This is a genomic window from Pseudomonas sp. AC172 (assembly GCF_979258595.1).
Genome location: NZ_OZ409868.1, coordinates 3,564,831 through 3,588,091 on the forward strand (window position 1 = coordinate 3,564,831; position 23,261 = coordinate 3,588,091).

The window sequence follows — 23,261 nt, forward strand, 5'->3', positions numbered from 1 at the left end:
CTCCCATTTCAACCCGACCAGCCTCGACAGTTGCCCGCAGCAAGTCAAGGAATGGCGAAGAACCGATTGAAACAGTCTGCGACAAGGTCCGCCCCGGCCTCGTTGTTCAGGTGCAAATGGTGCCCGCCCGCCAACTGTTCCCGGCTAAAGGGTAGACGTTCCAGCAGCTCGGGATGTTTGGCCAGCATGCCATCAGCCGCGACCACTAGATGCGCCGGGCAACTGACCCGCAGCGCGAACGCCATGGCTTGTTCCTGAGTCAGACGCAGCGGCGATGGCAAGGTCAGGCGATTGTCGGTGCGCCAAGTGTAGCCACCGGGCACCGGCATCAGCCCGCGCTGAGCCAGCAATTCAGCGGCCTCACGGCTGACGGCGACCAGACCTTTCATGCGCGCTTCGATAGCGCGGTCGAGGGTGTTGTAGACCGGTTTGCGTTTCTCGCGCAGATCCAGTTGCGCTTGCAGGGCCATGCCCATACGTTCGGCGGCGTTTTCGCCTTTGTCTGTAGGAGGAATCACGCCGTCAATCAGCGCCAGATGGCTGATGCGTTCCGGCAACGACCCCGCCAGCACCAGCGAAACAATCGCGCCCATCGAATGCCCAAGCAGGCCGAACCGCTTCCAGCCCAGTTGCTCAGCGACTTGCAGCACGTCATGGGCGTAGTCCCACAGTGCATACCCGGCGCCGTTTGGCCGATGCCCCGAATGCCCGTGCCCGGCCATGTCCAAAGCAATGATGCGCAAGCCTTTGAGCTTCGGCGCCAGACGGGCAAAGCTGTTGGCGTTGTCGAGCCAGCCATGCAGCGCAATCACCGGCAAGCCGTCCTCGGGCCCGAACAAGTGCGCGGCCAGTTCGATATGCGGCAGGCTCAGGCGCACTTCTTCAAAGGTCGGGCTCATGCGCAATCCTTGTCCTGACGGTTTTCCCAGCGGGTAAACAGCGTCTTCAACAGCCGTGCGGTGTCCTGGGGCCGTTCGAGTGGAAACATGTGGCCACCGGGCATGCTCAGCGCCTCGCCCTGGGCCAGACGCGAAACAAAACGGGTGTGATGGCGCATGACCACGCGGCTCTTGTGCCCGCGCACTACCGCCAGCGGCACCTGCAATTGTCGGGTGCGACCAGGGCTGGTGTGCGGCACGCCGCGATAGATGCTGATTTCGGTCGCGGGATCGAAGCGCAGGCGCAGCTTGTCGCCGACCTGATGCAAACCGTATTGCAGGTAAGCATCGAAGCATTCCGGGTCGAAACCACGGAACAGTGTTTTGCCGGCGAAATAGCTACGTGCGCTGGCGAGATCGGCGAACTCTTCGCGCCGCCCCAACGTGCGTCCGGCCGGGGTCAGTTTGTCGATGAAGCCAAAACGCTTGGCCGCGCGAATTACCCACTGATCGGTGCGGGTCAAAACGGGCGAATCAAGCATCACCACGCCGCGATACAACTCAGGGCAACGCAACGCCGCGTGCAAATGCAGCACGCCGCCGAAGGAATGGCCAACGCCCCACACGGGCTGATCCTGTTGCTGCAAATGGTGGATCAACTCGTCGACGAGGTTGTACCAGTTGTCGTCCGCCGGGAAACGCGGGTCATGGGCGTGCTGCTCCAGATGCACAACCCGGTACTCGGGCGCCAGCGCCGCGAACAACTTGCCATAGGTGCCCGAGGGAAACCCGTTGGCGTGGGCGAAAAAGATCGGTTGCGACATGCGGGCAAATCCATGAGCGGAAAACGTGGCGTTGATTGTCCGTAAGACCGCGCCTTGGAGCAATGACCGTAACTGCCAGGAATGATGACAGTCGCGCCACGGCTATACCTGATCCACCGCCATGAAAGTGTGGGTTGTCAACTGTCAGTTCTGTCAGTTGACAGTTGTAGCGCGCGGCCCGATAAGAAACTCATCCTCATTGACCCGATTGCTGGCCCCATGACGCACGCTCATACACCTGCCATCCAGGCGTTCGACCCGCGCGGGCTGGTTCTGCGACATGTGAGTTACCACCGTCGCGACAGCATCTCGGCGCCTGAGGGTTACATTACTCAACAGACTCATGATGCAGCCGGTCGTACGGTGCTCCATCGCGACCCCAGACTTTTCCTCGAGGACATGCCTGCCAACCAACGCAATGTATTCAGTCTGTCGAGCGCCGTGCTCCTGAGCGAAAACACTGACGCCGGCTGGCGCTTGCGCCTCAACGCAGAAGACGGCATTCACCTTGAAGGCTGGGACCAGAAGCGCAACCACAGCCGTACCCGCCATGACGCCCTGCGGCGTCCGAGCGCTACGTACGAGCAATCAGAGGGTGAACCTGAGTACTGCACCGAACGTTTCACTTACTTCGAAGGCACAGGGGAAGACGGCCATAACCGTTGCGGCCGATTGATTCGGCATGACGATACGGCTGGCACCCTGCTTTTCTCTGACCTCACAATGAGCGGCCAACCTCTGCAACTGAGCCGTACTTTCAACGCTGAACCCCGCTGGACCGTGGACTGGCCGGAGCTGGAAGCCGATCGCGAGGTATTTCTGGATCCCGGTCCCGCCACTACCCGATTCGGCTACAACGCCATGAGTGAGTTGATTGCCCAGATTGACGCAATGGGCAACCGGCAAACGCTCCTGCAAGATCGGGCAGGCCAATTGAAAGCCACCCTTTTGAGACTGGCCAGCGACACCGACAGCCAGCCACTGGTCAACGACATCCGCTACAACGCTTCCGGCCATCTGGAGCATCAGCGAGCCGGCAATGGTGTGGAGTCCAGCGTGACGTTCAGTATTGAAGACGGGCGCCTGCAGCACCTGCTGACTCGCACTCCCAATGGGCCGATCCTGCAGGATCTGAGCTACGAATATGACGCGGTCGGCAATATCACCTGCATCAGCGATCGTGCGGGTGCGGCCACCCATCACCGCAACCAGCGTACCGAAGCGATCTGCCGCTACCGTTACGACAGCCTCTCGCGCTTGATCGAAGCCAGTGGCCGGCAGATTCGCAATGCACCCGGCGGGCCACAGTTGCCGGAATTCATTTCTCCGGTCGATCCGCAACAACTGGAAAATTACACGCGTGCCTACGCCTATGATCCCGCCGGCAACATGCTGCTGATGGAACACCGTGCGGCCAGTGGCAACCGCACCGAGCGCACGGTTGTCGCCAGTTCGAGCAATCGCAGCCTGCCGGAGAAACCCGACGGCCAGCTCCCCGGCGAAAAAGACATCGCCGCCGCTTATGATGCCAATGGCAACCGTGTGGCTCTCCATGACGGGCAAGCTTTGCAGTGGGATCTACGCAACAGATTGAAGCAAGTCGATCATGTGCTCCGGGAAGATAAGCCGGATGACATCGACTATCACGTGTATGACGCTAATGGTCAGCGTCAGCGAAAAGTCCACGGGGCTTACACAGGGACGTTGCAACGACTCAGTGAAACCCGTTACCTGCCGGGACTGGAAATCCGCACCGACCCGCAACAGACGGTTCACGTCATCACCATCAAGGCCGGCCGTGCGACCGTACAGGTGCTGCATTTCGAAACAGAACCACCGCACGACATGCCCCGGCATCAGCAGCGTTATAACTTCACCGATCACTTGAATTCCAGCACAGTGGAACTGGATGCCCAGGCACAGATCATCTCGCAGGAAAGCTACTACCCCTACGGCGGCACTTGCTGGTGGGCAGGACGCAGTCAGGTCGAGGCGAGCTACAAAACGCTGCGCTATTCGGGAAAGGAACGGGATGCCAGCGGATTGTATTATTACGGTTTCCGTTACTACGCGCCGTGGCTTCAGCGTTGGCTCAATGCAGACCCGCTTGGCGTGCAGGACGGGCTCAATCTGTTCGCCATGGTCCACGGCAACCCGATCGGACACGTGGATTTTCAGGGGCTGATCACCGTCAGAGAGGGAACCGGCGCGGCGTTAGCCACCTTTGCCCGTGATGGGTTGAGTGCCCTGGCGGGAGGCACCGTTCGATACTTTGCCGCGCAGGGCATGCAGCAATGGGCATCAGACAACCCCGACTCGGCGCCCGACCCCGGGGTCAACCTGGGATTGACCATCGCCGGCACCTTGGCCGGCGCGCTCGTCGGCGGCGCCATGGGCGTCGGGGCAGGCAGCCGGATTGCCAACAGTCGCAATCAGAGCCGCACGGTACAGACCCTCATGGCGGGTGTCTTTGGCCTTGCGGGCGCCGCCGCAGGAGCGGCGGCCCCTTTGTATGCGTATCTGGCCGACCGGGAAGCGCTGAACCTCACCGCCATCGGTATTCTTGCGAGCATACCGGGGAACCTGACGAGAGAAGCCGGCCAACGCACGCTCGCCAACATCGGCGCCAGTGTCACACTTGCCCCGTCAGGCACCACAGCGGTGTTACGAGCTGTGCCTTATGCGACGCTGCTTTTCGCAGGCGGCGCCGGCAGAACAGAGATGGCAGCCGGCGCTGGAGTCGCTGCCAGCGCAGTCGTAGAGGGCCTGAACGGTATATCCATCACGGCGATCCATTCATTGCGAGGTGGTGCATACCGTGTCCCGGAACGACATCAGTTGTCGATGCCGAACGGGGTGGAATTGTTATACGGCGCGACGACGCGCACCGCCGGAGCAATGGTAACCGCCTCGCTGACATCACTCGCCGCGCCGTTGACAAATGCTATCGACGATCCAGTACGGACAGGTGTCGTCGCCAGTTTCACTGCGCACACCGAGGCCCGGACTTACTTGGGTCAACACGTGCAGCGCGGCGCCTTCGAACTGTACAGGGCCAATGACGCAGACTTCACCCTCGACCAGTTCACGGCCGAGAACAGCCTTTGGAGGAGTTCAACACCTGACAGCTATCATCCCGAGATGCGCAACGAGATTGATCTGCCCATGAGAGTACTGGGGCGGTGAAATAGCAGCTGATTTATTGCGAAGGTGGCGTCTGCCCCAGCGGCACCACCGCCATGGTCAACCGCGACACGCAACTGGCCTTGCCTTCATCACTGGTCAAACGGATATCCCACACATGCGTGGTGCGACCCATGTGAATCGGCTTGGCCACCGCCGTCACCCGGCCACTGCGCAAGCCGCGCAAATGGTTGGCGTTGATTTCAAGCCCTACGCAGTAGAACTTGCTGGCATCGATGCACAGGTAACTGGCCATCGAACCAACGGTTTCCGCCAGCACCACCGAGGCGCCGCCATGCAGCAAACCGTAGGGCTGGTGGGTGCGATGGTCGATGACCATGCTCGCGGTCAGCGATTCTTCGTCGAAAGCTTCGAAGCGGATGTCGAGTACTTCTCCGATGGTGTTTTTCTGGATTGCGTTCAACTGCTCGATGTTCGGAGTGGTTCGCCACAAGCTCATCGCTGACTTCCTTTGTTGTTTTATTGGTCGCTCAATCCTGCCACAGCACCGCCTCGCTGCGCTCGCTCCATTCTTCAAAACGGGCGCCATAGGTGTCTTCGATGACATTGCGCTTGATCTTCAAGGTCGGCGTGAGAAAGCCGTTTTCCACCGCCCAGCTGTCCTTGACCACCACCAGACGGCGCAGGCGTTCGTGCTTATCGAGTACGGCGTTGACCTCTTCGAGGAGTTTTTCCAGGCTCGAATGCAGGCTCGCTCGCCCCTCCTCCTGATTGACCGTCGACAGCACACACAACCCTAGCGGTGCGCTCAAGCCGTCACCGACCACGCAGACCTGTTCGATGCGCGAATGCACTGCCAAACGGCTCTCGATCGGCGCCGGAGCAACGTATTTGCCCTTGCTGGTCTTGAAGATTTCCTTCAGTCGGCCGGTCAGACGCAAGCGCCCTTCAGCATCCTGTTCGCCTTTGTCGCCAGTGCGCAGAAAGCCATCCTCGGTAATCGTCTCTGCGGTTTTCAGCGGCTCCTTGAAATAGCCGAGCATGTTCGCCTGACTGCGCACCTGCACCTCGCCCAACTCATCGATGCGCACCTCGACGTCCGGGCACGGCTTACCGATCCAGCCTTGTTTGTATTGCCCCGGCAGACAGATATGCGAGTAGCCACAACCCTCGGTCATGCCATAGACCTCAAGCACGTCGAGACCAAGCTTCTGATACCAGGCGAGCAAGGTCTGCGGGACGGGCGCTGCGCCAGAAAGCGCCACGCGCAAGGCATCCAGCCCCAGCCCCGCCAGCACTTTGTGCCCGATCCGCTTGCCAATGAACGGCAGACCGAGGAGAAACTCCAGACGCTGCGCCGGGATCTTGCTGTACACACCCATCTGAAATTTGGTCCAGATGCGCGGCACGCCGAACATCGCGGTCGGCCGCGCTCGCTTCAGATCGGTTATGAAGGTGTCGAGGCTCTCGGCAAAGAAAACCGTCTGCCCGGTATAGATCGAGGCCAACTCGACGAACATTCGCTCGGCAACGTGACACAGCGGCAAGTACGACAGCAGCCTGTCGTTCTCGTTGAGCCCGAACAGTTGTGTGCCGCGCGTCGTGGCGAAGCCGAGACTGGCGAAACTGTGCATGACACCTTTGGGCAGGCCGGTGGTGCCGGAGGTATAAATGATGGTTGCCAGTTGCTCGGCGGCCGGGCGCGGATCGTCCTGAATCGGTGAGCTGCGCTGCAAGTCTGCCCAGCTGAAATCGAAATCCCCGGGCGGGTGCAATGGCAGGCTGATGGTCGGCAGATCCGCCGGCACGCCTTTGGACATGCCCGGCCAGTCGTCGAGCTTGCCGATAAAGGCCAGGACGCTTTCCGAGTGATTGAGCACTTGCGCGACGGAGTCGGCGGTGAGGTTTGGATACAGCGGCACAGAGACGTGCCCGGCCATCCAGATCGCCAGGTCGGCGATGATCCAGTGCGCGCAGTTTTTCGAGATCAGGGCGATGTGGCTGCCTTGCGGCAACTCGCGGGCGCGCAACCAGTGCGCAGCGCAGCGAGCCTGATGGCCGACGTCAGCCCAGCTCAGCGTTTCGATCTGACCGCCGCCGCTGGGCTGCACGAGGAAGCGCTGGCGTGGGTGCCGGGCCTCACGTTCGTAAAACACGTCCAGCGGCAAACGGAAGGCGGCAGACATGCGACTCGCTCCTGTTTTTTGGGTCTGGAGCAAGCGTAGTCAACCAAGCAAGTGCTTGGTTGGAATTTTCAAACAAATAATTTCATGGGTTTGCAGAAATCCATGTGGGAGCGAGCCTGCTCGCGAATGCGGGTTGTCAGACACATAAAGGGTGAATGACACGCCGCTTTCGCGAGCAGGCTCGCTCCCACAAGGGATCAGCGTTACGGATGTTTGAGGCTGTTGAGGGTCATCGAGCCGATCAGCAACTCAGGGCTTTCCAGTTCAGCCAGCCCAGCGGTGCTGACCTTCTCCGGCGGATACCCGGCGCCATGCTGCAGATAGCTGAGCAGATTGCCCACCAGCGGGTTGTGACTGACCAGCAACACATTGCTCACCGACACCAGTTGATCGGTGACCTTGTCCGGATCAACTTCCGGCGTCAGCCACTCGACCGTGCGAATCTCCGGCTCGAAACCCAGCGCTTCGCGAACAATCTGCGCGGTTTGTTGCGCACGCAGATAAGGGCTGGCGTAGATAGCCGTCAGCGGCTGGCCGATCAAATGCGCGGCGCTGTTCAAGGCTTCTTTGCGACCGTGATCGGTCAGTTCCCGTTCGGAGTCGGGGCTCGAGCCATAAGGCACGGCCTCGCCGTGACGCAATACCCAGAGTTTCATAGTTTGGGTTCCACATCTCGAACCGGATGCGGCGCCGGTGCGACGGCGTGCGGCGCTTCACCTTCCGGGGTACGCGGCGTTGGCCAGTCGGCGAACGGCCAGGGTTTCTGGTCGCTGTGAAAACTGCCGAAACGACCGATCTGCGCCAGGAACTGGCTCAGGCTGTCGCCGAAATTCATCAGGCTGGCGCTCGGGGCGCCATAGATCAAACGATAGATCAGTTGCACCAGCACCACCGCGCCGAGGATGAACTGCGCCACTTGCCAGACCAGCACGTAAACGATCATCCACAACACGCGCAGGAGGATGGATTCGTACTTGGCTTCGGTTTTCGGATCATTCATGGCTTGCTACTCCCGGCTCACTCAGTTGAAACCACTGGTGGAAATAAAATCGACGTCGGTTTTCGGTTCGGCCCGCATCAGTAGACCGATCACCTGCTCCAGCGTGCGTCCTTCGAACAGGATCGCGTGCAGCCCGGCGACCAGCGGCATATAGACGCCGACTTCCTGGGATTTGGCCTTGAGCACCTTGAGGGTGTTGACTCCTTCAGCGACTTCACCGAGGCGCGACACCGCTTCTTCGAGACTCAAACCCTGGCCGAGAGCGAAGCCGACCTGATAGTTGCGGCTCTTCGGCGACGAGCACGTCACGATCAGATCGCCAACACCGGCCAGACCGAGGAAGGTCATCGGGTTCGCGCCCTGATTCACTGCAAAGCGGGTCATCTCGGCGAGGGCGCGAGTGATCAGCATGCTTTTGGTGTTCTCGCCCATCTCCAGCGCCACCGCCATGCCGGCGATGATTGCGTAAACGTTCTTCAACGCGCCGCCCAGTTCAACACCGAAACGGTCGGCGCTGGCGTAAACGCGGAAGGTACGACCGTGCAGCGCGGCTTGCACGGCTTTGCACAGCTCTTCGTCTTCGCTGGCGACCACCGTGGCAGTCAGCGCGTGCTCGGCAATTTCCCGCGCCAGGTTCGGCCCGGACAGCACGCCGATGCGCGCTTGCGGGGCGATCTCTTCGAGAATCTGGCTCATCAGCTTGAAAGTCTGCGCTTCGATGCCCTTGGTCAGGCTGACCAGCATCTTGCCGCTCAGGCGCTCGGCGTGGGCAGCGAGCACCGTGCGCAACGCGCTGGACGGCAGCGCGACAAAGCACAAATCACAGGCGTCGAGGGTTTCCTGCAGGTCGGTGACAGCAGTCACCCCCGGCAGAATCTTGATGCCTTTGAGGTAACGCGGGTTTTCGCGATTGACCCGGATGGCTTCGGCCTGCTCGGGGTCACGCATCCACTGCCGGACTTGATGGCCGTTCTCGGCCAAAAGATTGGCCACGGCGGTACCAAAACTTCCGCCTCCCAGGACCGCAATCGGGCGCTGTTCAGTCATATGCAATCCGTTAATCCATACCAGTGGCGATGCCGGCATTATACGGGGCGGCCAACGCGCGGCCAGCCCCAGCAACAATTACCGACACTTGTAGGAAGAAGACCAATAAAACCTAGGAAAATGCCTGCAACGTGACTGGAAAAGTCACTGCCCTCGGTTAACATGCGCGCCAATTCTTCGCTATCAAGGTTGTGTCGTGTCTTTTGGTTCTTCGTCCCCGCGTTCGTCCGTCTTACTGGCGCTGCTGTTCAGCCCGCTCGTGCTGGCGGACGACCTGTTCATGGACAACGAAGCACTGCCGCAGGTGCTGACCGCCACGCGCCTGAAACAAACCCCGGCGGAAGTGCCCGGGAGCATGACCGTACTCGACAGCGAATTGATCAACGCCAGCGGTGCCCGCGACATCAGCGAACTGCTGCGCCTGGTGCCGGGAATGATGGTCGGCAACATCAGCGGCAATCAGGCGGCGGTCAATTATCACGGCACCAACGCCAGCGAAGCACGGCGTATGCAGGTGTTGATCGACGGCCGTTCGGTGTATCGCGCCGGGTTGTCCACGGTGGACTGGAGCGATATCCCGGTGGCCATGGAAGACATCGAGCGCATCGAGGTTTTTCGCGGCCCGAACACCGTCAGCTACGGCGCCAACGCGCTGATGGCAGTGGTCAACATCATCACTCGGCACCCGGCGGACAGCCACGGCACACGGTTGAAGTACACCCGTGGCCAGCGCGGTATCAATGACTTTTATGCCAGCCAGGGCACCGGATGGAATGGCGGTGATTTGCGCCTGTCGCTGTCCGGTCAGGAAGATGACGGCTTCGACAGCGATCGTAGCGGCGCCGACTACCGTGACAGCCGCCGCTTGAACCGTTTCAGTCTTGCGGTCAGCCACACCCTCAGCGATAACCAGAGCCTCGACTGGCAGGTCAACGCGAAGGACGGGACAAACCAGCGGCCGTACACCTACCGCCCGGTGTTCTCCGGGATTACTGCCGCCGGGAACAATTCCGACGTGGTCGCCAAGGACTATGCCGGCTCGGTGCGCTGGAACCTCGACATCAACCCCGAACACAGCCTTTATATACAAGGCTCGGCGCAACACTGGGATCGACAGCAAACCTGGCGCGCCTGCGATGCCGAAGTGTCGTTCAGCCCTGAACTGACGCAGTTGTGGCAACTCAACCCGAATTACACCGAACGCCTGGCGCGCAACATCACCCGGTTCACCGGCCCCGGCGCTGAGCCCGGCACCCCGCAGGAAATGGCCCTGGCCAATCAGGTGCTGGATCAATGGCGCAACGGCGCAAGTCGAACCCTGTGCGGCGACATCGACCAGAGCGCCCGCGAATCGCGCTACGACCTTGAATTGCAGGACACCCTCAGCCTGTCCGACAGCCTGCGTCTGGTCAGCGGCATGAACTATCGTTACGACCGCGCCGACTCCGAAACCTACTTCAATGGCACGCTGGACGACACCACGTGGCGCGCGTTCGGCCAACTGGAATGGCGTGCCACGGAACACTGGCTGTTGCAGGGCGGTGCGATGTTCGAAGACACGCAACTGATCGGCAGTTCGCTGACGCCGCGATTTGCCGTCAATTACCTGATCAACCCGCGACATGGCCTGCGCGCGGTGTACTCAGAGGCGATCCGCTCGCCGGACATGTTCGAGAACAACGTCAACTGGAGCTATCAGGTCAGCAACCTGCGACCCTCCGCCTACGGCCAGTCTTCGGCGCGCTACTTCGTCAAGACGCGAGGGCCCGGCGATCTCGATCAGGAGCACATGCGCTCGCGGGAACTGGGCTACAACGGCTATTTCGCCGAACTGGGCCTGGCCCTGGATGTGAAGCTGTTCTACGACGAGATCACCGGGATGATCAGTGAGCCGCTACGTAACAACCAATACATCGCGAGCAACGCCAACAGCTCACGGTTTCGCGGCATGGAAACCCAGCTCGACTGGCGCGTAAGCCTGGCCGACCGTTTGCGCTTCACTTACGCTTTCGTCGACGCCGAGGCGAGCAATCCGCTGGATCAGCAATTCACCTCGCGTAACAGCGGTTCGGCCGGTTGGCTGCGCGATTGGGGCCACGGCTGGAACAGCGCCCTCTTCTATTACGGCGACAACGCGCTCAACGGTTACCGCTTCGAGCGGGTCGACACGCGAATCGCCAAACGCATCGCGCTGGGCAAAGCACAACTGCAACTGGCTGGCGTACTGCAACAGCGTCTAGACCATGAGCCGACCACCTTCGTCGACAACAATTACGACGAGCGTCGTGTGATGTACTTCAGCGCCGAGCTGGAGTTCTAGGATGCGCTACGGGCCGTCACGGAAGATGCCAACTCTGGGCCACTGGCTGGCCGGGTTATGCCTGTTTGTGACCGCATGGCTGCACGGCGTGGCGGTGCAGGCTGCCGATATTCTGTTGACGGGTGCCGAGGAAAGCCCCGGCGTGCAAGCGTTCGTGCAGGCACTCAGCGAATTGCGCCCGACCGACAACGTGCGTTTCCAGCCGCTGGCCAGTTTGCCCGCACCGGGCAAACTGCCCACCAGTCTGCGCCTGATTCTGCTCGATCTGCCGAGTCTCGACTGGCGCCTGCAAGAGTCCCAAGGCCCGGCGACGCTGGTACTGCGCATCAGTCGTCTGCAGGCTCGCCAGCGTCTCGGCGACACGCAACCGGCACATCTGAGTTTGCTGTGGAGTGATCCGCCGCTGGGCCGCCAGTTGCAGTTGATCCGGCGCATCCTGCCCCAGGCCCGGCGGATCGGCGTGTTGTTCGATGAGCACAGCGAATTCCTCCTCAAGGAGCTGAATCTCGCCGCCGCGCCACTGAACCTGCAAATCGTCAGCCAGCGCTGGGACAACACCCACGACAGCCGCCCCCTGCAAACCGTCCTGAAGAACAGCGACGTGCTGCTCGGTCTCGACGACCCCGATCTGTACAACCCGAAAACCGCGAAAAACCTGCTGCTCAGCAGCTACTCACGGCAAGTCGCGCTGGTCGGTCCCAACATTGCTTTCGTCCGCGCCGGCAGCCTGGCCAGCACGTACAGCGATCAGAACGACTGGCTGGCGATGCTCGATCAATTACTCGATCAACCCTCGGCCAGTTGGCCGCGAACGCTCTATCCCGCGCGTTTCAAAGTCTCAAGTAATGTGCAGGTCGCTCGTTCACTCGGTATCGAACCGTTGAATGAAGCGTCTGTCGCCAGCGCGCTGGCTGAAGGAGAACACCGCCCATGAGTTTCCGTCGCCGTTGGGACATCAATACCCGCACCCAGCTGATCAGCCTGGGCCCGGCGTTGTTGCTGACCCTTCTGTTGATCAGCTTCTTCACCTTCGTGCGCATTCAGGATTTGCGTCAGGAGCTGAATCACACCGGCCAACTGATCGCCAACCAACTGGCACCCGCCACCGAATACGGGGTGATTTCCGGTAACAACGAAGTGCTGGAAAGCCTGCTCAAAGCCACACTGGCCACGCCCAACGTGCGTTTTCTCGAAGTACAGGACAGCGCCAACCGGATTCTGGTGTACGTAGAACAACCGGCGGCAGCTCACAGTCGGCCGCATCAGGTCGAAGTGTTTCAGGCACCGGTACGCTTGCAACGCATCGCCCTGCACAACGATTTCTTCCAGGACGGCAAAGTCAGCAATGGCGCGACCAACGAGGACTACCTGGGGCGGGTGATCGTCGGCCTGTCCAACGATGCCTTCAGCCAGCGCCAGCAGGAAATCCTGCTCAAGGCCGGGATTCTCGCGCTGTTCGCCCTGCTGTTTACCTTTGTCCTGGCGCGGCGCCTGGCCGGTAGCCTGTCGCAGCCGATCCGCGATATCGGTGATGCGGTCAAGGCCATTCAGGACGGCGACTATAAAACGCCACTGCCGATCGTCGATGACACCGAACTGGGCGCACTGTCGCAGCACATCAACAACCTCGCCCAGGCGCTGGAACAAGCCAGCCGTGAGCAGCATCAAGCCATGGCGCAACTGATCCAGACCCGCGAGGAAGCGGAAAAGGCCAACAACGCCAAGTCCGACTTTCTGGCAATGATGAGCCATGAACTGCGCACGCCCATGAACGGCGTGCTGGGCATGCTGCAATTGCTGGAAACCACCGAGATGACCGAGGAGCAGGTCGAATACGCCGCCCTCGCCTCGGAATCCACCGAACACCTGCTGAAAGTCATCAACGATATTCTCGACTTCTCGCGCATCGAACGTTCCGAGCTGGAACTGGAGCACATCCCGTTCAACCTCGCCGAGCTGATCGGCGCCTGCGCGCAATCGTTCCAGCACAGCGCGGCACAGCGAGGGCTGGCGCTGAACCTGCGGATCCCGGACGACATGCGCGGTTTGCAGGTGCAGGGCGATCCAACGCGGATCCGGCAGATTCTGGTCAACCTGGTCGGCAACGCGCTGAAGTTCACTGAACAGGGCCGGGTCAGCATTGAGGCGCAGTGGCAATCGCTGGATCACGAACTGCTGTGGTTCACCTGCTCGGTGCGCGACAGTGGCATCGGTATTTCGTCACAGAGCCTGGAGCTGATGTTCAACGCCTTCCAGCAGGCCGACAGTTCGATCTCCCGACGTTACGGCGGCACCGGCCTCGGTTTGCCGATCGCCCGGACATTGGCCGAACGCATGGGCGGCACCTTGCGCGCACAGAGCGAGGAAGGTCGTGGCTCGGTGTTCACCCTGGAAATCCCGCTGGCGCTCTATAAGCAGGCGCTGCCGCCACTGGCTGCGCCGCGTGCACTGAATGGCAACCAGCATGGTGAAGGGCGCAACGTCTTGCTGGTGGAAGACAATCCGGTAAACCAGACCGTAATCGAAGCGATGCTGCGCAGTCTAGGCTTTACTGTCAGTGTCGCCACCGATGGCGCGCAGGCCGTGCGCAGTGCCGAGAGCAACGACTTCGAAGTGATTCTGATGGATTGCCGGTTGCCGATCATCGATGGCTACGAGGCTACCCGGCAGATCCGGCTTCTGCCCGGACGCGGTGAGGTGCCGATCATCGCGCTGACGGCCAACGCCTTGCAGGGCGACCGCGAGACCTGTCTGTCGGCGGGTATGAACGATTATCTGGCGAAGCCGTTCAAACGTAATGATCTGCAGCAGATTCTGCAGCGCTGGGTGTCGTAGTGTGGGCCTTTCGACCATCTGCGACTGGCGTGAAAAGCGAAAGTGCGGCAGTCTTAGGCACCCGAACGGGCCTCAAAAGGGGCTTGAATAAAAATTTCAGTGCACAAGTGTACATTCATGTCCTTGGTGCTGTGACTTTCACCACAACGCAATAGTCTATGAGTAGGCTGCCGGTTCGAGGCATGAACGCTTCGAACGGTCGGGAAGATTTGCCCCACCTGCCGCATGGGATTATTGAGGAGCTCGCATGACCAAACAAAACGCCTTTACTCGGGAAGATCTGCTGCGCTGCAGTCGCGGTGAGCTGTTCGGCCCAGGTAACGCGCAACTGCCCGCCCCGAACATGCTGATGGTCGATCGCATCACCCATATCAGTGAAGAGGGTGGCAAGTACGGCAAAGGTGAATTGGTCGCCGAACTGGATATCAACCCTGACCTGTGGTTCTTCGCGTGCCACTTCGAAGGTGATCCGGTGATGCCGGGCTGCCTGGGTCTGGATGCCATGTGGCAACTGGTCGGTTTCTTCCTGGGCTGGCAAGGCCTGCCGGGCCGTGGCCGTGCGCTGGGTTCGGGCGAAGTGAAGTTCTTCGGTCAGGTCCTGCCGACCGCCAAGAAAGTCACCTACAACATTCATATCAAACGCGTCCTCAAGGGCAAGCTGAACCTGGCCATTGCCGATGGTTCGGTGACTGTCGACGGTCGCGAAATCTACACCGCCGAAGGCCTTCGCGTCGGCGTGTTCACCTCCACTGACAACTTCTAAGGGTTATTCGCATGCGCCGCGTCGTTATCACTGGTCTGGGCATCGTTTCGTGCCTGGGCAATGACAAAGAGACCGTCTCCGCTAACCTGCGTGCAAGCCGCCCTGGCATCCGGTTCAACCCGGAATATGCCGAAATGGGTCTGCGTAGCCAGGTTTCCGGCTCCATCGACCTCAACCTTGAAGAGCTGATCGATCGCAAGATCTATCGCTTCGTCGGCCACGCAGCGGCTTACGCCTACCTGGCCATGAAAGACGCTATCGCTGACTCCGGCCTGACCGAAGAGCAAGTGTCCAACCCGCGTACCGGCCTGGTGGCTGGCTCGGGCGGTGCTTCCACGCTGAACCAGATGGAAGCGCTGGACATCCTGCGCGAGAAAGGCGTGAAACGTGTTGGCCCATACCGCGTAACGCGGACCATGAGCAGCACCGTTTCCGCTTGCCTGGCCACGCCATTCAAGATCAAGGGCCTGAACTACTCCATCGCTTCTGCCTGCGCCACCAGTGCTCACTGCATCGGTACCGCCATGGAACAGATCCAGATGGGCAAGCAGGACATCGTTTTCGCCGGTGGCGGTGAAGAAGAGCACTGGAGCCAATCGTTCCTGTTCGACGCCATGGGCGCGCTGTCCAGCAAGCGTAACGACACCCCGGAACAGGCTTCCCGTGCCTACGACAAAGACCGTGACGGTTTCGTCATCGCTGGCGGTGGCGGCATGGTCGTGGTTGAAGAGCTGGAACACGCTCTGGCTCGTGGTGCGAAAATCTACGCGGAAATCGTTGGCTACGGCGCGACCTCCGACGGCTACGACATGGTTGCCCCGAGTGGCGAAGGCGCAATCCGCTGCATGCAGATGGCGATGTCCACCGTTGATACCCCGATCGACTACCTCAACACCCACGGCACTTCGACTCCGGTCGGCGACGTCGCGGAAATGAAAGGTGTGCGTGAAGTGTTCGGCGACAAGGCTCCAGCGATCAGCTCGACCAAGAGCCTGTCCGGTCACTCCCTGGGCGCCGCTGGCGTTCACGAAGCGATCTACTGCATGCTGATGATGGAAGGCAACTTCATTGCCGGTTCCGCCAACATCGACGAGCTGGACCCGGAAGTGGCCGATCTGCCGGTGCTGACCAAGACCCGCGAGAACGCCACGATCAACACCGTGATGAGCAACAGCTTCGGCTTCGGCGGCACCAACGCCACGCTGGTACTGAAGCGCTGGGAAGGCAAGTAATTCCCCGCTGCTGAGCTACACATGAAAACGCCCCGACTGGTTCGGGGCGTTTTTTTTCGCCTGCAAAAAGTAGCGGGATCCCCACCGATCCCTGTGGGAGCTGGCTTGCCAGCGATGACGTCAGCACAGCAAATATCTATGTCGCCTGACACCCCGCTATCGCTGGCAAGCCAGCTCCCACAGGGTTCTCGGTGTGTTCTGGAGATGAAACTTCTGTCATGAAACTTTGCGCCCTGCGACCGAATGTCGCGGATTTAGCGGGCTGTAGCACTGTTGCAAAAAACGCAACAACACCTTGCACAAATCAGCCGTTTACTTAGCAAGCTAACAAATCATATAAAAGAGTCCTGCACACGCCTTGCTGCAGATAACTTGAGATTTGGAGCTAGCAGATGACTGTAAAAGTAACTGAACGCGACGATTCACACATGTCCCACGAAGGCGTAGCCGCCGGTATCCGCATCTGGGATGTGCATCAACAAGACTTGCTGGTCGGCATGTTCCACAACGAGATCGATGCCCACAATTACAAGGCCGAACTCGAAGTGCAAGAGCAACAACGCGAAGCCCGTTCCTCCTGATTCACCCACAGCATTGAAAACGACAAACCCCGCCATGAGCGGGGTTTGTCGTTGTTACAGCTTTATCGATTTACCACATCAGGTCATCTGGGATCTGATACGCCGCGTACGGATCGTCCTCGGTACTGACCTCTTCGGTCTGCACGTTTAGCTGGACGATGCGCTGTGGGTCGCGCTCCTGGATCTTCAGGGCCGCTTCACGCGGGATCACTTCGTAGCCGCCGGCATGGTGCACGATCGCCAGCGAGCCGCTGCTGAGCTTGTTGCGCATCAGCGTGTTGACCGAGATGCGCTTGACCTTCTTGTCGTCGACGAAGTTGTAGTAGTCCTCGGTGGTCAGCTTCGGCAGACGCGAGACTTCGATCAACTGCTTGACCTGCGCCGCACGCGCCTTGGCTTCGGCTTTCTCTTTCTGCTGACGGTTCAGCTCCTGGTCGCGCTTGACCTTCTCGGCCATGGCTTCCTGAGCCGCACGTTGCTGCGAGTCATCCAGCTCGATCTGGCCTTTATGGGCCAGACGCTGCTGCTTCTGCTTGTCCTTGCTGACCTGCTTGGCCTGCTTTTGGTTGACCAGGCCTGCTTTGAGCAACTGGTCGCGAAGGGAAATACTCATGGGACTTACTCACTTGGGCAGTTGCTCAGCCGCAGCCGGGCACATTCTTTTCCTGACGTTTGGCTTCACCCCACAGGGCGTCCAACTCTTCGAGGGTGCAATCTTCTATGGGACGGTGGGTGTCGCGCAATGCCTGTTCGATAAATCGGAAACGTCTTTCAAACTTGCCGTTGGCACCACGCAGCGCGGTTTCCGGGTCGACCTTCAGATGCCGAGCCAGATTGACCACGGAAAACAGCAGGTCACCGATCTCGTCAGCCACGGCAACGGGATCGTTTTCCGACATGGCTTCTAGGACTTCGTCGAGTTCTTCGCGCACCTTGTCGAACACGGGCAAGGCGTCTGGCCAGTCAAAACCGACCTGCCCTGCGCGCTTCTGCAACTTGGCCGAACGCGACAGTGCCGGCAACGTGGCCGGCACATCGTCGAGCAGCGACAGTTGCTCGGGTGCGGCGGACTTCTCGGCGCGTTCTTCGGCCTTGATCTCTTCCCAGCGTTGCTTGACCTGTTCTTCACTCAGGCGCGGCACGTCTAGCGGTGCATACAGATCGCCCGTTGGAAAGACATGAGGATGACGACGAATCAGTTTGCGGGTGATGCTGTCGATCACCCCGGCAAATTCGAAGCGCCCTTCTTCCTTGGCCAACTGGCTGTAATAGACGACTTGAAACAGCAGATCGCCGAGCTCTCCCTGCAGATGATCGAAGTCGCCGCGCTCGATGGCATCGGCCACTTCGTAGGCTTCTTCGAGGGTGTGCGGGACGATGGTCGCGTAGGTTTGCTTGATGTCCCACGGACAACCGAACTGCGGATCGCGCAAACGATTCATCAAGTGCAGCAGGTCTTCAAGGCTGTACATCATTTCACTCACTACATAGATCCCTGTGGGAGCGAGCTTGCTCGCGAAGGCGGACTTTCAATCACATCAATGCTGGATGCGATACCGTCTTCGCGAGCAAGCTCGCTCCCACATTGGATCGGCGTTCACATTCGAAATCGTCGATCTTCACGGAGTACGGTTACGCCGCGTTTCGATGATGTTCGGCAACTGCGATATGCGTCCCAGCAACCGCCCCAGTGCGTCCAGACCCGGAATCTCGATGGTCAGGGACATCAACGCGGTGTTGTCTTCCTTGTTCGAGCGGGTGTTGACCGCCAGCACGTTGATCCGCTCGTTGAGCAGCACCTGCGAGACGTCACGCAGCAGACCCGAGCGGTCGTAGGCGCGGATGATGATGTCCACCGGGTAAGTGAGCACCGGCACCGGGCCCCAGCTGACCTGGATGATCCGCTCCGGCTCGCGCCCGCCCAGTTGCAGCACAGAAGCGCAGTCCTGACGGTGAATGCTCACGCCACGCCCCTGAGTGATGTAACCGACAATCGCGTCGCCCGGCAGTGGCTGGCAGCAGCCGGCCATCTGCGTCATCAGGTTGCCGACGCCCTGAATCTGAATGTCGCCGCGTTTGCCCGGTTTGTAGCCGGTGGCTTTGCGCGGAATCAGCTCCAGTTGTTCGTTGCCACGTTCCGGCTCGACCAGTTGCTGCGCCAGGTTGACCAGTTGTGCCAGACGCAGGTCGCCGGCACCGAGGGCGGCGAACATGTCTTCGGCGGTTTTCATGTTGGCCTTGTCGGCCAGCTTGTCGAAATCCACTGCCGGCAGACCGAGACGCGTCAGTTCGCGTTCAATCAGGGTTTTACCGGCGGCCACGTTCTGGTCGCGCGCCTGCAATTTGAACCAGTGAACGATTTTCGCCCGCGCCCGCGAGGTGGTGACGTAACCGAGGTTGGAGTTCAGCCAGTCGCGGCTCGGCGTACCGTGCTTGCTGGTGATGATCTCGACCTGCTCTCCGGTCTGCAGGCTGTAGTTGAGCGGCACAATGCGCCCGTTGATCTTGGCGCCACGGCAGTTGTGACCGATTTCGGTGTGCACGCGGTAAGCGAAGTCCAGCGGTGTCGCGCCTTTCGGCAAGTCGATGGCGTGACCGTCAGGAGTGAAGATGTACACCCGGTCCGGCTCGATATCGACACGCAGCTGTTCCGCCAGACCACCGATATCGCCCAGCTCTTCGTGCCACTCGAGGACCTGACGCAGCCAGGAGATTTTCTCTTCGTAGTGGTTCGAACCGGATTTGACGTCGGTGCCCTTGTACCGCCAGTGCGCGCAGACGCCGAGTTCGGCTTCTTCGTGCATCGAGTGCGTACGGATCTGCACCTCAAGCACTTTACCCTCAGGGCCGATCACCGCCGTGTGCAGCGAGCGGTAGCCGTTCTCTTTCGGGTTGGCGATGTAGTCGTCGAACTCTTTCGGGATGTGCCGCCACAAGGTGTGAACGATGCCCAGCGCGGTGTAGCAGTCGCGCATTTCCGGCACCAGCACACGCACCGCGCGCACGTCGTAGATCTGGCTGAATTCCAGACCCTTGCGCTGCATTTTGCGCCAGATCGAATAGATGTGTTTGGCCCGGCCGCTGATGTCGGCATCGACACCGGTGGCCTGCAATTCATCCTTGAGCTGGGTCATCACATCGGCGATGAAACGCTCACGGTCCAGCCGCCGCTCGTGAAGCAACTTGGCGATCTGTTTGTATTGATCCGGCTCGAGATAACGGAAGGACAAGTCCTCCAGTTCCCATTTGATATGACCGATGCCGAGGCGGTGCGCGAGCGGCGCATAGATATCGAAAACTTCCCGGGCGACGCGGTTACGCTTTTCGTCATCGGCGGTTTTCACTGCGCGAATGGCGCAGGTGCGTTCGGCCAGTTTGATCAAGGCGACGCGGACGTCGTCGACCATCGCCACAAGCATCTTGCGCAGGTTTTCCACCTGCCCTTGTGTGCCCATGACCATCGACTGACGCGGACTGAGACTGGCGCTGATAGCGGCCATGCGCTGCACGCCGTCGATCAGTTTGGCCACCACCGGGCCAAAGCGCTGGCCGATGGCCGCGAGTTCGATCTGGCCTTCGCGCACGCCGCGATACAAAACCGCCGCGACCAGCGAATCCTGATCGAGCTTGAGGTCGGCGAGAATCTCGGCGATCTCCAAACCGGTACTGAAACTGCCGGAGCCTTCGGCCCACAGATTCTTCTTGGCATTGGACTGTTGTTCGGCCTCGCGAGCGAACTCGCAGGCTTCTTTCAAGGCTTCGCGATCCAGTGCCAGATCGACACTGACCGCGTGATCGAGCCAAGCCTCGAGATTGATACTGCCGTCAGTGTTGATCGGCTGGTGTGCTCTCACCTGTACCATCTTGCTTTACCTTCCCTACGACGCAGATTCAATGCGTCAAATCGCTGACCTCTGCTGCCCGTTTGCGCTCGCGGGGCTAATGCGAGCGCTGCGCGGACAGGTCAGGCGGATTCAGACGAGCCATCCTGGCTCGCTTCAAATAACGCCATGGCCTCGACATGTGCCGTCTGAGGAAACATATCGAGAATCCCGGCACGTTTTAACCGGTAGCCCTGCTTGATCAATTCGACCGTGTCGCGCGCCAGAGTTGCAGGGTTGCACGACACATACACCAACCGTTTGGCACCCAGGCTCGCCAGCTTGCGAACCACCTCGAAAGCACCGTCACGCGGTGGGTCCAAGAGTACCGCAGAAAAGCCGTTTCCGATCCACTGGGCATCGGTCAAAGGCTGGGATAAATCGGCTTGAAAAAACTTTGTGTTATGCAAATTGTTACTAGCGGCGTTGGCTTCGGCGCGATCGACCATCGTCTGCACGCCTTCAACAGCCACCACTTCGCGCACGGCTTTGGCCAGCGGCAAAGCGAAGTTGCCCAGGCCGCAAAACAGATCCAGCACGCGTTCATCGCGACCCGGTTTCAGCCAGTCCAGTGCCTGCGCCACCATTGCCTCGTTGACGCCGGCGTTGACCTGGATAAAGTCACCCGGCCGGTACGCCAGATCCAGATCCCACTGCTCCAGACGATAGCCCAGCGCTTGCGAGGCATCGACCGGATGCGGTTCACCTTCGCCATGCAGCCACAGTTGCGCTTCATGGAACTGGCAGAAGTCCTTCAGGATGTTCAGATCCGCTTCGGATAGCGGCGCCATGTGTCGTAGCAACACCGCCAGTGACGAGCCACTGAACAACTCGACGTGACCCAACGCTTGCGGCTTGCTCAAACGACGAAGCATCTCCGGCAAACGGGTCATGATCGGTTGCAAGGGCTGTACCAGCACCGGGCATTCGCTGATCGCGACAATGTCCTGACTGCCGGCGGCACGGAAACCGACTTCAAGCTTCTTCGCTTTCATGTCCCAGCGCACCGCGATCCGGGCGCGACGGCGATAGCCGAATTCGGGACCGGTCAGCGGCGCTGCCCACTCTTGAGGTTCGACACCGGCGACGCGCGACAATTGCTCGGCGAGCATGCGCTGTTTCAGGGCAAGCTGTTCGCTGTGGGGCAAATGCTGAACGCTGCAACCGCCGCAGCGGCCAGCGTGCTGACACGGTGCCGGGCGACGCAGTTCGCTGGCAGTGAACACGCGCTCGGTGCGCGCCTCGACCACTTTGCCGTGGGCGCCGAGCACCCGCGCTTCGACCTCTTCACCGGCAAGGGCGCCGAGGACGAACCAGGTTTTGCCTTCGAAAAACGCGATACCGCGACCGTCATTGGCCAGGCGCTCGATGCTCAAGCGCTGTTTTTTCCCGGTCGGAATTTGCGCAGCCTTGCTGCCACCCGTGGGCTGGAAGCGCAGGCCTCTCTCGTGCTTGGCCATCAGTTGGGCGCGTCGAAAATGCCGGTCGACAAGTAACGGTCGCCACGGTCGCAGATGATCGCGACGATCACCGCGTTTTCCACTTCTTTGGACAGGCGCAGCATCGCTGCCACCGCACCGCCCGAGGACACGCCGCAGAAGATACCTTCTTCGCGGGCCAGACGCCGGGTGACGTCCTCTGCTTCGCTTTGCGCCATGTCGACGATGCGATCAACACGATCAGCCTGATAAATCTTCGGCAGGTATTCCTGCGGCCAGCGACGGATACCCGGAATGGCCGAGCCTTCCATCGGCTGCAGACCGACGATCTGCACGCTGTCGCTCTGCTCTTTCAAGTAGCGCGATACGCCCATGATGGTACCGGTGGTGCCCATCGAACTGACGAAATGGGTGATGGTGCCCTGGGTCTGACGCCAGATTTCCGGGCCGGTAGTGGTGTAGTGCGCTTCAGGATTATCGCCATTGGCGAACTGATCGAGCACCTTGCCACGGCCTTCGGCCTCCATACGCTGCGCAAGATCGCGGGCGCCTTCCATGCCTTCTTCCTGGCTGACCAGAATCAGCTCGGCACCGTAAGCGGTCATCGCCGCTTTACGCTCAGCGCTGGAGTTGTCCGGCATGATCAGGATCATCTTGTAACCCTTGATCGCAGCGGCCATGGCCAGCGCGATCCCGGTGTTGCCCGAGGTCGCTTCGATCAGCGTATCGCCGGCATGAATCTGCCCGCGCAACTCGGCACGGGTGATCATCGACAGCGCCGGCCGGTCCTTGACCGAACCCGCCGGGTTATTCCCTTCGAGCTTGAGCAATAGGGTGTTGCTGGTAACGCCGGGCAGGCGCTGCAAACGCACCAGCGGCGTGTTGCCGACGCAATCGGCGATGGTTGGGTACTGCAAGGTCATGGCGTATTCGCAATCCAGACGTGCGGGGGCGCCTATCATACCGGCAAACCCGCGCAGGCCATATCACGCAAAGTGCGGTGCTTATGGTTTATGGGAATAAGCGATTAAAAGTCGCGCCAGTGGTGCGACTTTTGTGCTGAGCCATTTTCATTGATGGTGATGCTCAGAGACTCTTCGCGAGCAGGCTCGCTCCCACAGGGAGTAGTGT

General features: G+C 60.2%; 19 protein-coding genes. 7 read left to right on the forward strand and 12 right to left on the reverse strand.

The window, feature by feature from the left end:
• Positions 1-44: 44 nt before the first annotated feature.
• The gene (locus ACZ0A4_RS16065) at positions 45-899 is read right to left on the reverse strand and encodes an alpha/beta hydrolase (protein WP_463575542.1); all 855 of its coding nucleotides are present in this window, start codon (positions 897-899) and stop codon (positions 45-47) included.
• Complete coding sequence (locus ACZ0A4_RS16070) at positions 896-1,702, reverse strand: alpha/beta fold hydrolase (protein WP_463575543.1); 807 nt, start codon at positions 1,700-1,702, stop codon at positions 896-898. The genes ACZ0A4_RS16065 and ACZ0A4_RS16070 overlap by 4 nt, the downstream gene beginning before the upstream one ends.
• A 219-nt stretch (positions 1,703-1,921) precedes the next feature.
• Between ACZ0A4_RS16070 and ACZ0A4_RS16075 the strand changes: the two genes are divergently transcribed.
• Positions 1,922-4,888, forward strand: a complete 2,967-nt coding sequence (locus ACZ0A4_RS16075; RefSeq protein ID WP_463575545.1) for an RHS repeat-associated core domain-containing protein — start codon at positions 1,922-1,924, stop codon at positions 4,886-4,888.
• Between the two features lie 13 nt (positions 4,889-4,901).
• Here the strand turns inward: ACZ0A4_RS16075 and ACZ0A4_RS16080 are convergent, their stop codons facing one another.
• The 5 genes from ACZ0A4_RS16080 to ACZ0A4_RS16100 all read right to left on the reverse strand — a co-directional run bounded on the left by ACZ0A4_RS16080 (position 4,902) and on the right by ACZ0A4_RS16100 (position 9,079).
• Positions 4,902-5,345: a hotdog fold thioesterase gene (locus ACZ0A4_RS16080; RefSeq protein ID WP_463575546.1), complete on the reverse strand. Its 444-nt coding sequence runs from the start codon at positions 5,343-5,345 to the stop codon at positions 4,902-4,904.
• 31 nt (positions 5,346-5,376) lie between these two features.
• Positions 5,377-7,032 (reverse strand): AMP-binding protein, encoded by a 1,656-nt coding sequence (locus ACZ0A4_RS16085; protein WP_463575547.1) that lies wholly within the window; start codon positions 7,030-7,032, stop codon positions 5,377-5,379.
• 203 nt (positions 7,033-7,235) lie between these two features.
• Positions 7,236-7,688: a phosphohistidine phosphatase SixA gene (sixA, locus tag ACZ0A4_RS16090; RefSeq protein ID WP_463575549.1), complete on the reverse strand. Its 453-nt coding sequence runs from the start codon at positions 7,686-7,688 to the stop codon at positions 7,236-7,238.
• Positions 7,685-8,032: a DUF4389 domain-containing protein gene (locus ACZ0A4_RS16095; RefSeq protein ID WP_463575550.1), complete on the reverse strand. Its 348-nt coding sequence runs from the start codon at positions 8,030-8,032 to the stop codon at positions 7,685-7,687. Before ACZ0A4_RS16095 ends, sixA begins: the two co-directional genes overlap by 4 nt.
• A gap of 21 nt (positions 8,033-8,053) precedes the next feature.
• Positions 8,054-9,079, reverse strand: coding sequence for an NAD(P)H-dependent glycerol-3-phosphate dehydrogenase (locus ACZ0A4_RS16100; protein ID WP_038367513.1), 1,026 nt, complete (start codon positions 9,077-9,079; stop codon positions 8,054-8,056).
• 196 nt (positions 9,080-9,275) lie between these two features.
• On the opposite strand from ACZ0A4_RS16100, the gene ACZ0A4_RS16105 reads away from it, so the two are divergent.
• From ACZ0A4_RS16105 to ACZ0A4_RS16130, 6 genes are all read left to right on the forward strand, one after another.
• Positions 9,276-11,399 carry a TonB-dependent receptor plug domain-containing protein gene (locus tag ACZ0A4_RS16105; RefSeq protein ID WP_463575552.1) on the forward strand — a complete coding sequence of 708 codons (2,124 nt, stop codon included), beginning with the start codon at positions 9,276-9,278 and terminating at the stop codon, positions 11,397-11,399.
• Position 11,400: 1 nt separating this feature from the next.
• A complete protein-coding gene (locus tag ACZ0A4_RS16110) occupies positions 11,401-12,333 on the forward strand; it encodes an ABC transporter substrate-binding protein (RefSeq protein ID WP_463575554.1) in 933 nt (310 codons plus the stop codon).
• Complete coding sequence (locus ACZ0A4_RS16115; protein ID WP_463575555.1) at positions 12,330-14,234, forward strand: ATP-binding protein; 1,905 nt, start codon at positions 12,330-12,332, stop codon at positions 14,232-14,234. The genes ACZ0A4_RS16110 and ACZ0A4_RS16115 overlap by 4 nt, the downstream gene beginning before the upstream one ends.
• 247 nt (positions 14,235-14,481) lie before the next feature.
• The gene (fabA, locus tag ACZ0A4_RS16120) at positions 14,482-14,997 is read left to right on the forward strand and encodes a 3-hydroxyacyl-[acyl-carrier-protein] dehydratase FabA (protein WP_040065317.1); all 516 of its coding nucleotides are present in this window, start codon (positions 14,482-14,484) and stop codon (positions 14,995-14,997) included.
• An 11-nt stretch (positions 14,998-15,008) separates the two neighbouring features.
• Positions 15,009-16,229 (forward strand): beta-ketoacyl-ACP synthase I, encoded by a 1,221-nt coding sequence (gene fabB, locus ACZ0A4_RS16125; protein ID WP_008087472.1) that lies wholly within the window; start codon positions 15,009-15,011, stop codon positions 16,227-16,229.
• Between the two features lie 392 nt (positions 16,230-16,621).
• A complete protein-coding gene (locus ACZ0A4_RS16130; RefSeq protein WP_034155814.1) occupies positions 16,622-16,810 on the forward strand; it encodes a hypothetical protein in 189 nt (62 codons plus the stop codon).
• 70 nt (positions 16,811-16,880) lie between these two features.
• Here the strand turns inward: ACZ0A4_RS16130 and ACZ0A4_RS16135 are convergent, their stop codons facing one another.
• The 5 genes from ACZ0A4_RS16135 to cysM form a co-directional block, all read right to left on the reverse strand.
• Entirely contained in the window at positions 16,881-17,423 is a 543-nt protein-coding gene (locus tag ACZ0A4_RS16135) for a DUF2058 domain-containing protein (RefSeq protein WP_016987455.1), read from the reverse strand.
• 25 nt (positions 17,424-17,448) lie between these two features.
• Entirely contained in the window at positions 17,449-18,282 is an 834-nt protein-coding gene (mazG, locus tag ACZ0A4_RS16140) for a nucleoside triphosphate pyrophosphohydrolase (protein ID WP_463577566.1), read from the reverse strand.
• A gap of 147 nt (positions 18,283-18,429) precedes the next feature.
• Positions 18,430-20,673 carry a GTP diphosphokinase gene (gene relA / locus ACZ0A4_RS16145; protein ID WP_064391594.1) on the reverse strand — a complete coding sequence of 748 codons (2,244 nt, stop codon included), beginning with the start codon at positions 20,671-20,673 and terminating at the stop codon, positions 18,430-18,432.
• A gap of 101 nt (positions 20,674-20,774) precedes the next feature.
• Positions 20,775-22,151, reverse strand: a complete 1,377-nt coding sequence (gene rlmD, locus ACZ0A4_RS16150) for a 23S rRNA (uracil(1939)-C(5))-methyltransferase RlmD (protein WP_463575556.1) — start codon at positions 22,149-22,151, stop codon at positions 20,775-20,777.
• Entirely contained in the window at positions 22,151-23,053 is a 903-nt protein-coding gene (gene cysM / locus ACZ0A4_RS16155; protein ID WP_463577568.1) for a cysteine synthase CysM, read from the reverse strand. Before cysM ends, rlmD begins: the two co-directional genes overlap by 1 nt.
• Positions 23,054-23,261: the final 208 nt, after the last annotated feature.

Coding starts and splice junctions, on each gene's coding strand:
- fabB (WP_008087472.1), top strand. CDS start 15,009: ATGCGCCGCGTCGTTATCACTGGTCTGGGCATCGTTTCGTGCCTGGGC.
- sixA (WP_463575549.1), bottom strand. CDS start 7,688: ATGAAACTCTGGGTATTGCGTCACGGCGAGGCCGTGCCTTATGGCTCG.
- fabA (WP_040065317.1), top strand. CDS start 14,482: ATGACCAAACAAAACGCCTTTACTCGGGAAGATCTGCTGCGCTGCAGT.
- ACZ0A4_RS16095 (WP_463575550.1), bottom strand. CDS start 8,032: ATGAATGATCCGAAAACCGAAGCCAAGTACGAATCCATCCTCCTGCGC.
- ACZ0A4_RS16080 (WP_463575546.1), bottom strand. CDS start 5,345: ATGAGCTTGTGGCGAACCACTCCGAACATCGAGCAGTTGAACGCAATC.
- mazG (WP_463577566.1), bottom strand. CDS start 18,282: ATGTACAGCCTTGAAGACCTGCTGCACTTGATGAATCGTTTGCGCGAT.
- ACZ0A4_RS16100 (WP_038367513.1), bottom strand. CDS start 9,079: ATGACTGAACAGCGCCCGATTGCGGTCCTGGGAGGCGGAAGTTTTGGT.
- ACZ0A4_RS16070 (WP_463575543.1), bottom strand. CDS start 1,702: ATGTCGCAACCGATCTTTTTCGCCCACGCCAACGGGTTTCCCTCGGGC.
- ACZ0A4_RS16110 (WP_463575554.1), top strand. CDS start 11,401: ATGCGCTACGGGCCGTCACGGAAGATGCCAACTCTGGGCCACTGGCTG.
- rlmD (WP_463575556.1), bottom strand. CDS start 22,151: ATGGCCAAGCACGAGAGAGGCCTGCGCTTCCAGCCCACGGGTGGCAGC.
- ACZ0A4_RS16085 (WP_463575547.1), bottom strand. CDS start 7,032: ATGTCTGCCGCCTTCCGTTTGCCGCTGGACGTGTTTTACGAACGTGAG.
- ACZ0A4_RS16065 (WP_463575542.1), bottom strand. CDS start 899: ATGAGCCCGACCTTTGAAGAAGTGCGCCTGAGCCTGCCGCATATCGAA.
- ACZ0A4_RS16115 (WP_463575555.1), top strand. CDS start 12,330: ATGAGTTTCCGTCGCCGTTGGGACATCAATACCCGCACCCAGCTGATC.
- ACZ0A4_RS16135 (WP_016987455.1), bottom strand. CDS start 17,423: ATGAGTATTTCCCTTCGCGACCAGTTGCTCAAAGCAGGCCTGGTCAAC.
- ACZ0A4_RS16130 (WP_034155814.1), top strand. CDS start 16,622: ATGACTGTAAAAGTAACTGAACGCGACGATTCACACATGTCCCACGAA.
- ACZ0A4_RS16075 (WP_463575545.1), top strand. CDS start 1,922: ATGACGCACGCTCATACACCTGCCATCCAGGCGTTCGACCCGCGCGGG.
- relA (WP_064391594.1), bottom strand. CDS start 20,673: ATGGTACAGGTGAGAGCACACCAGCCGATCAACACTGACGGCAGTATC.
- cysM (WP_463577568.1), bottom strand. CDS start 23,053: ATGACCTTGCAGTACCCAACCATCGCCGATTGCGTCGGCAACACGCCG.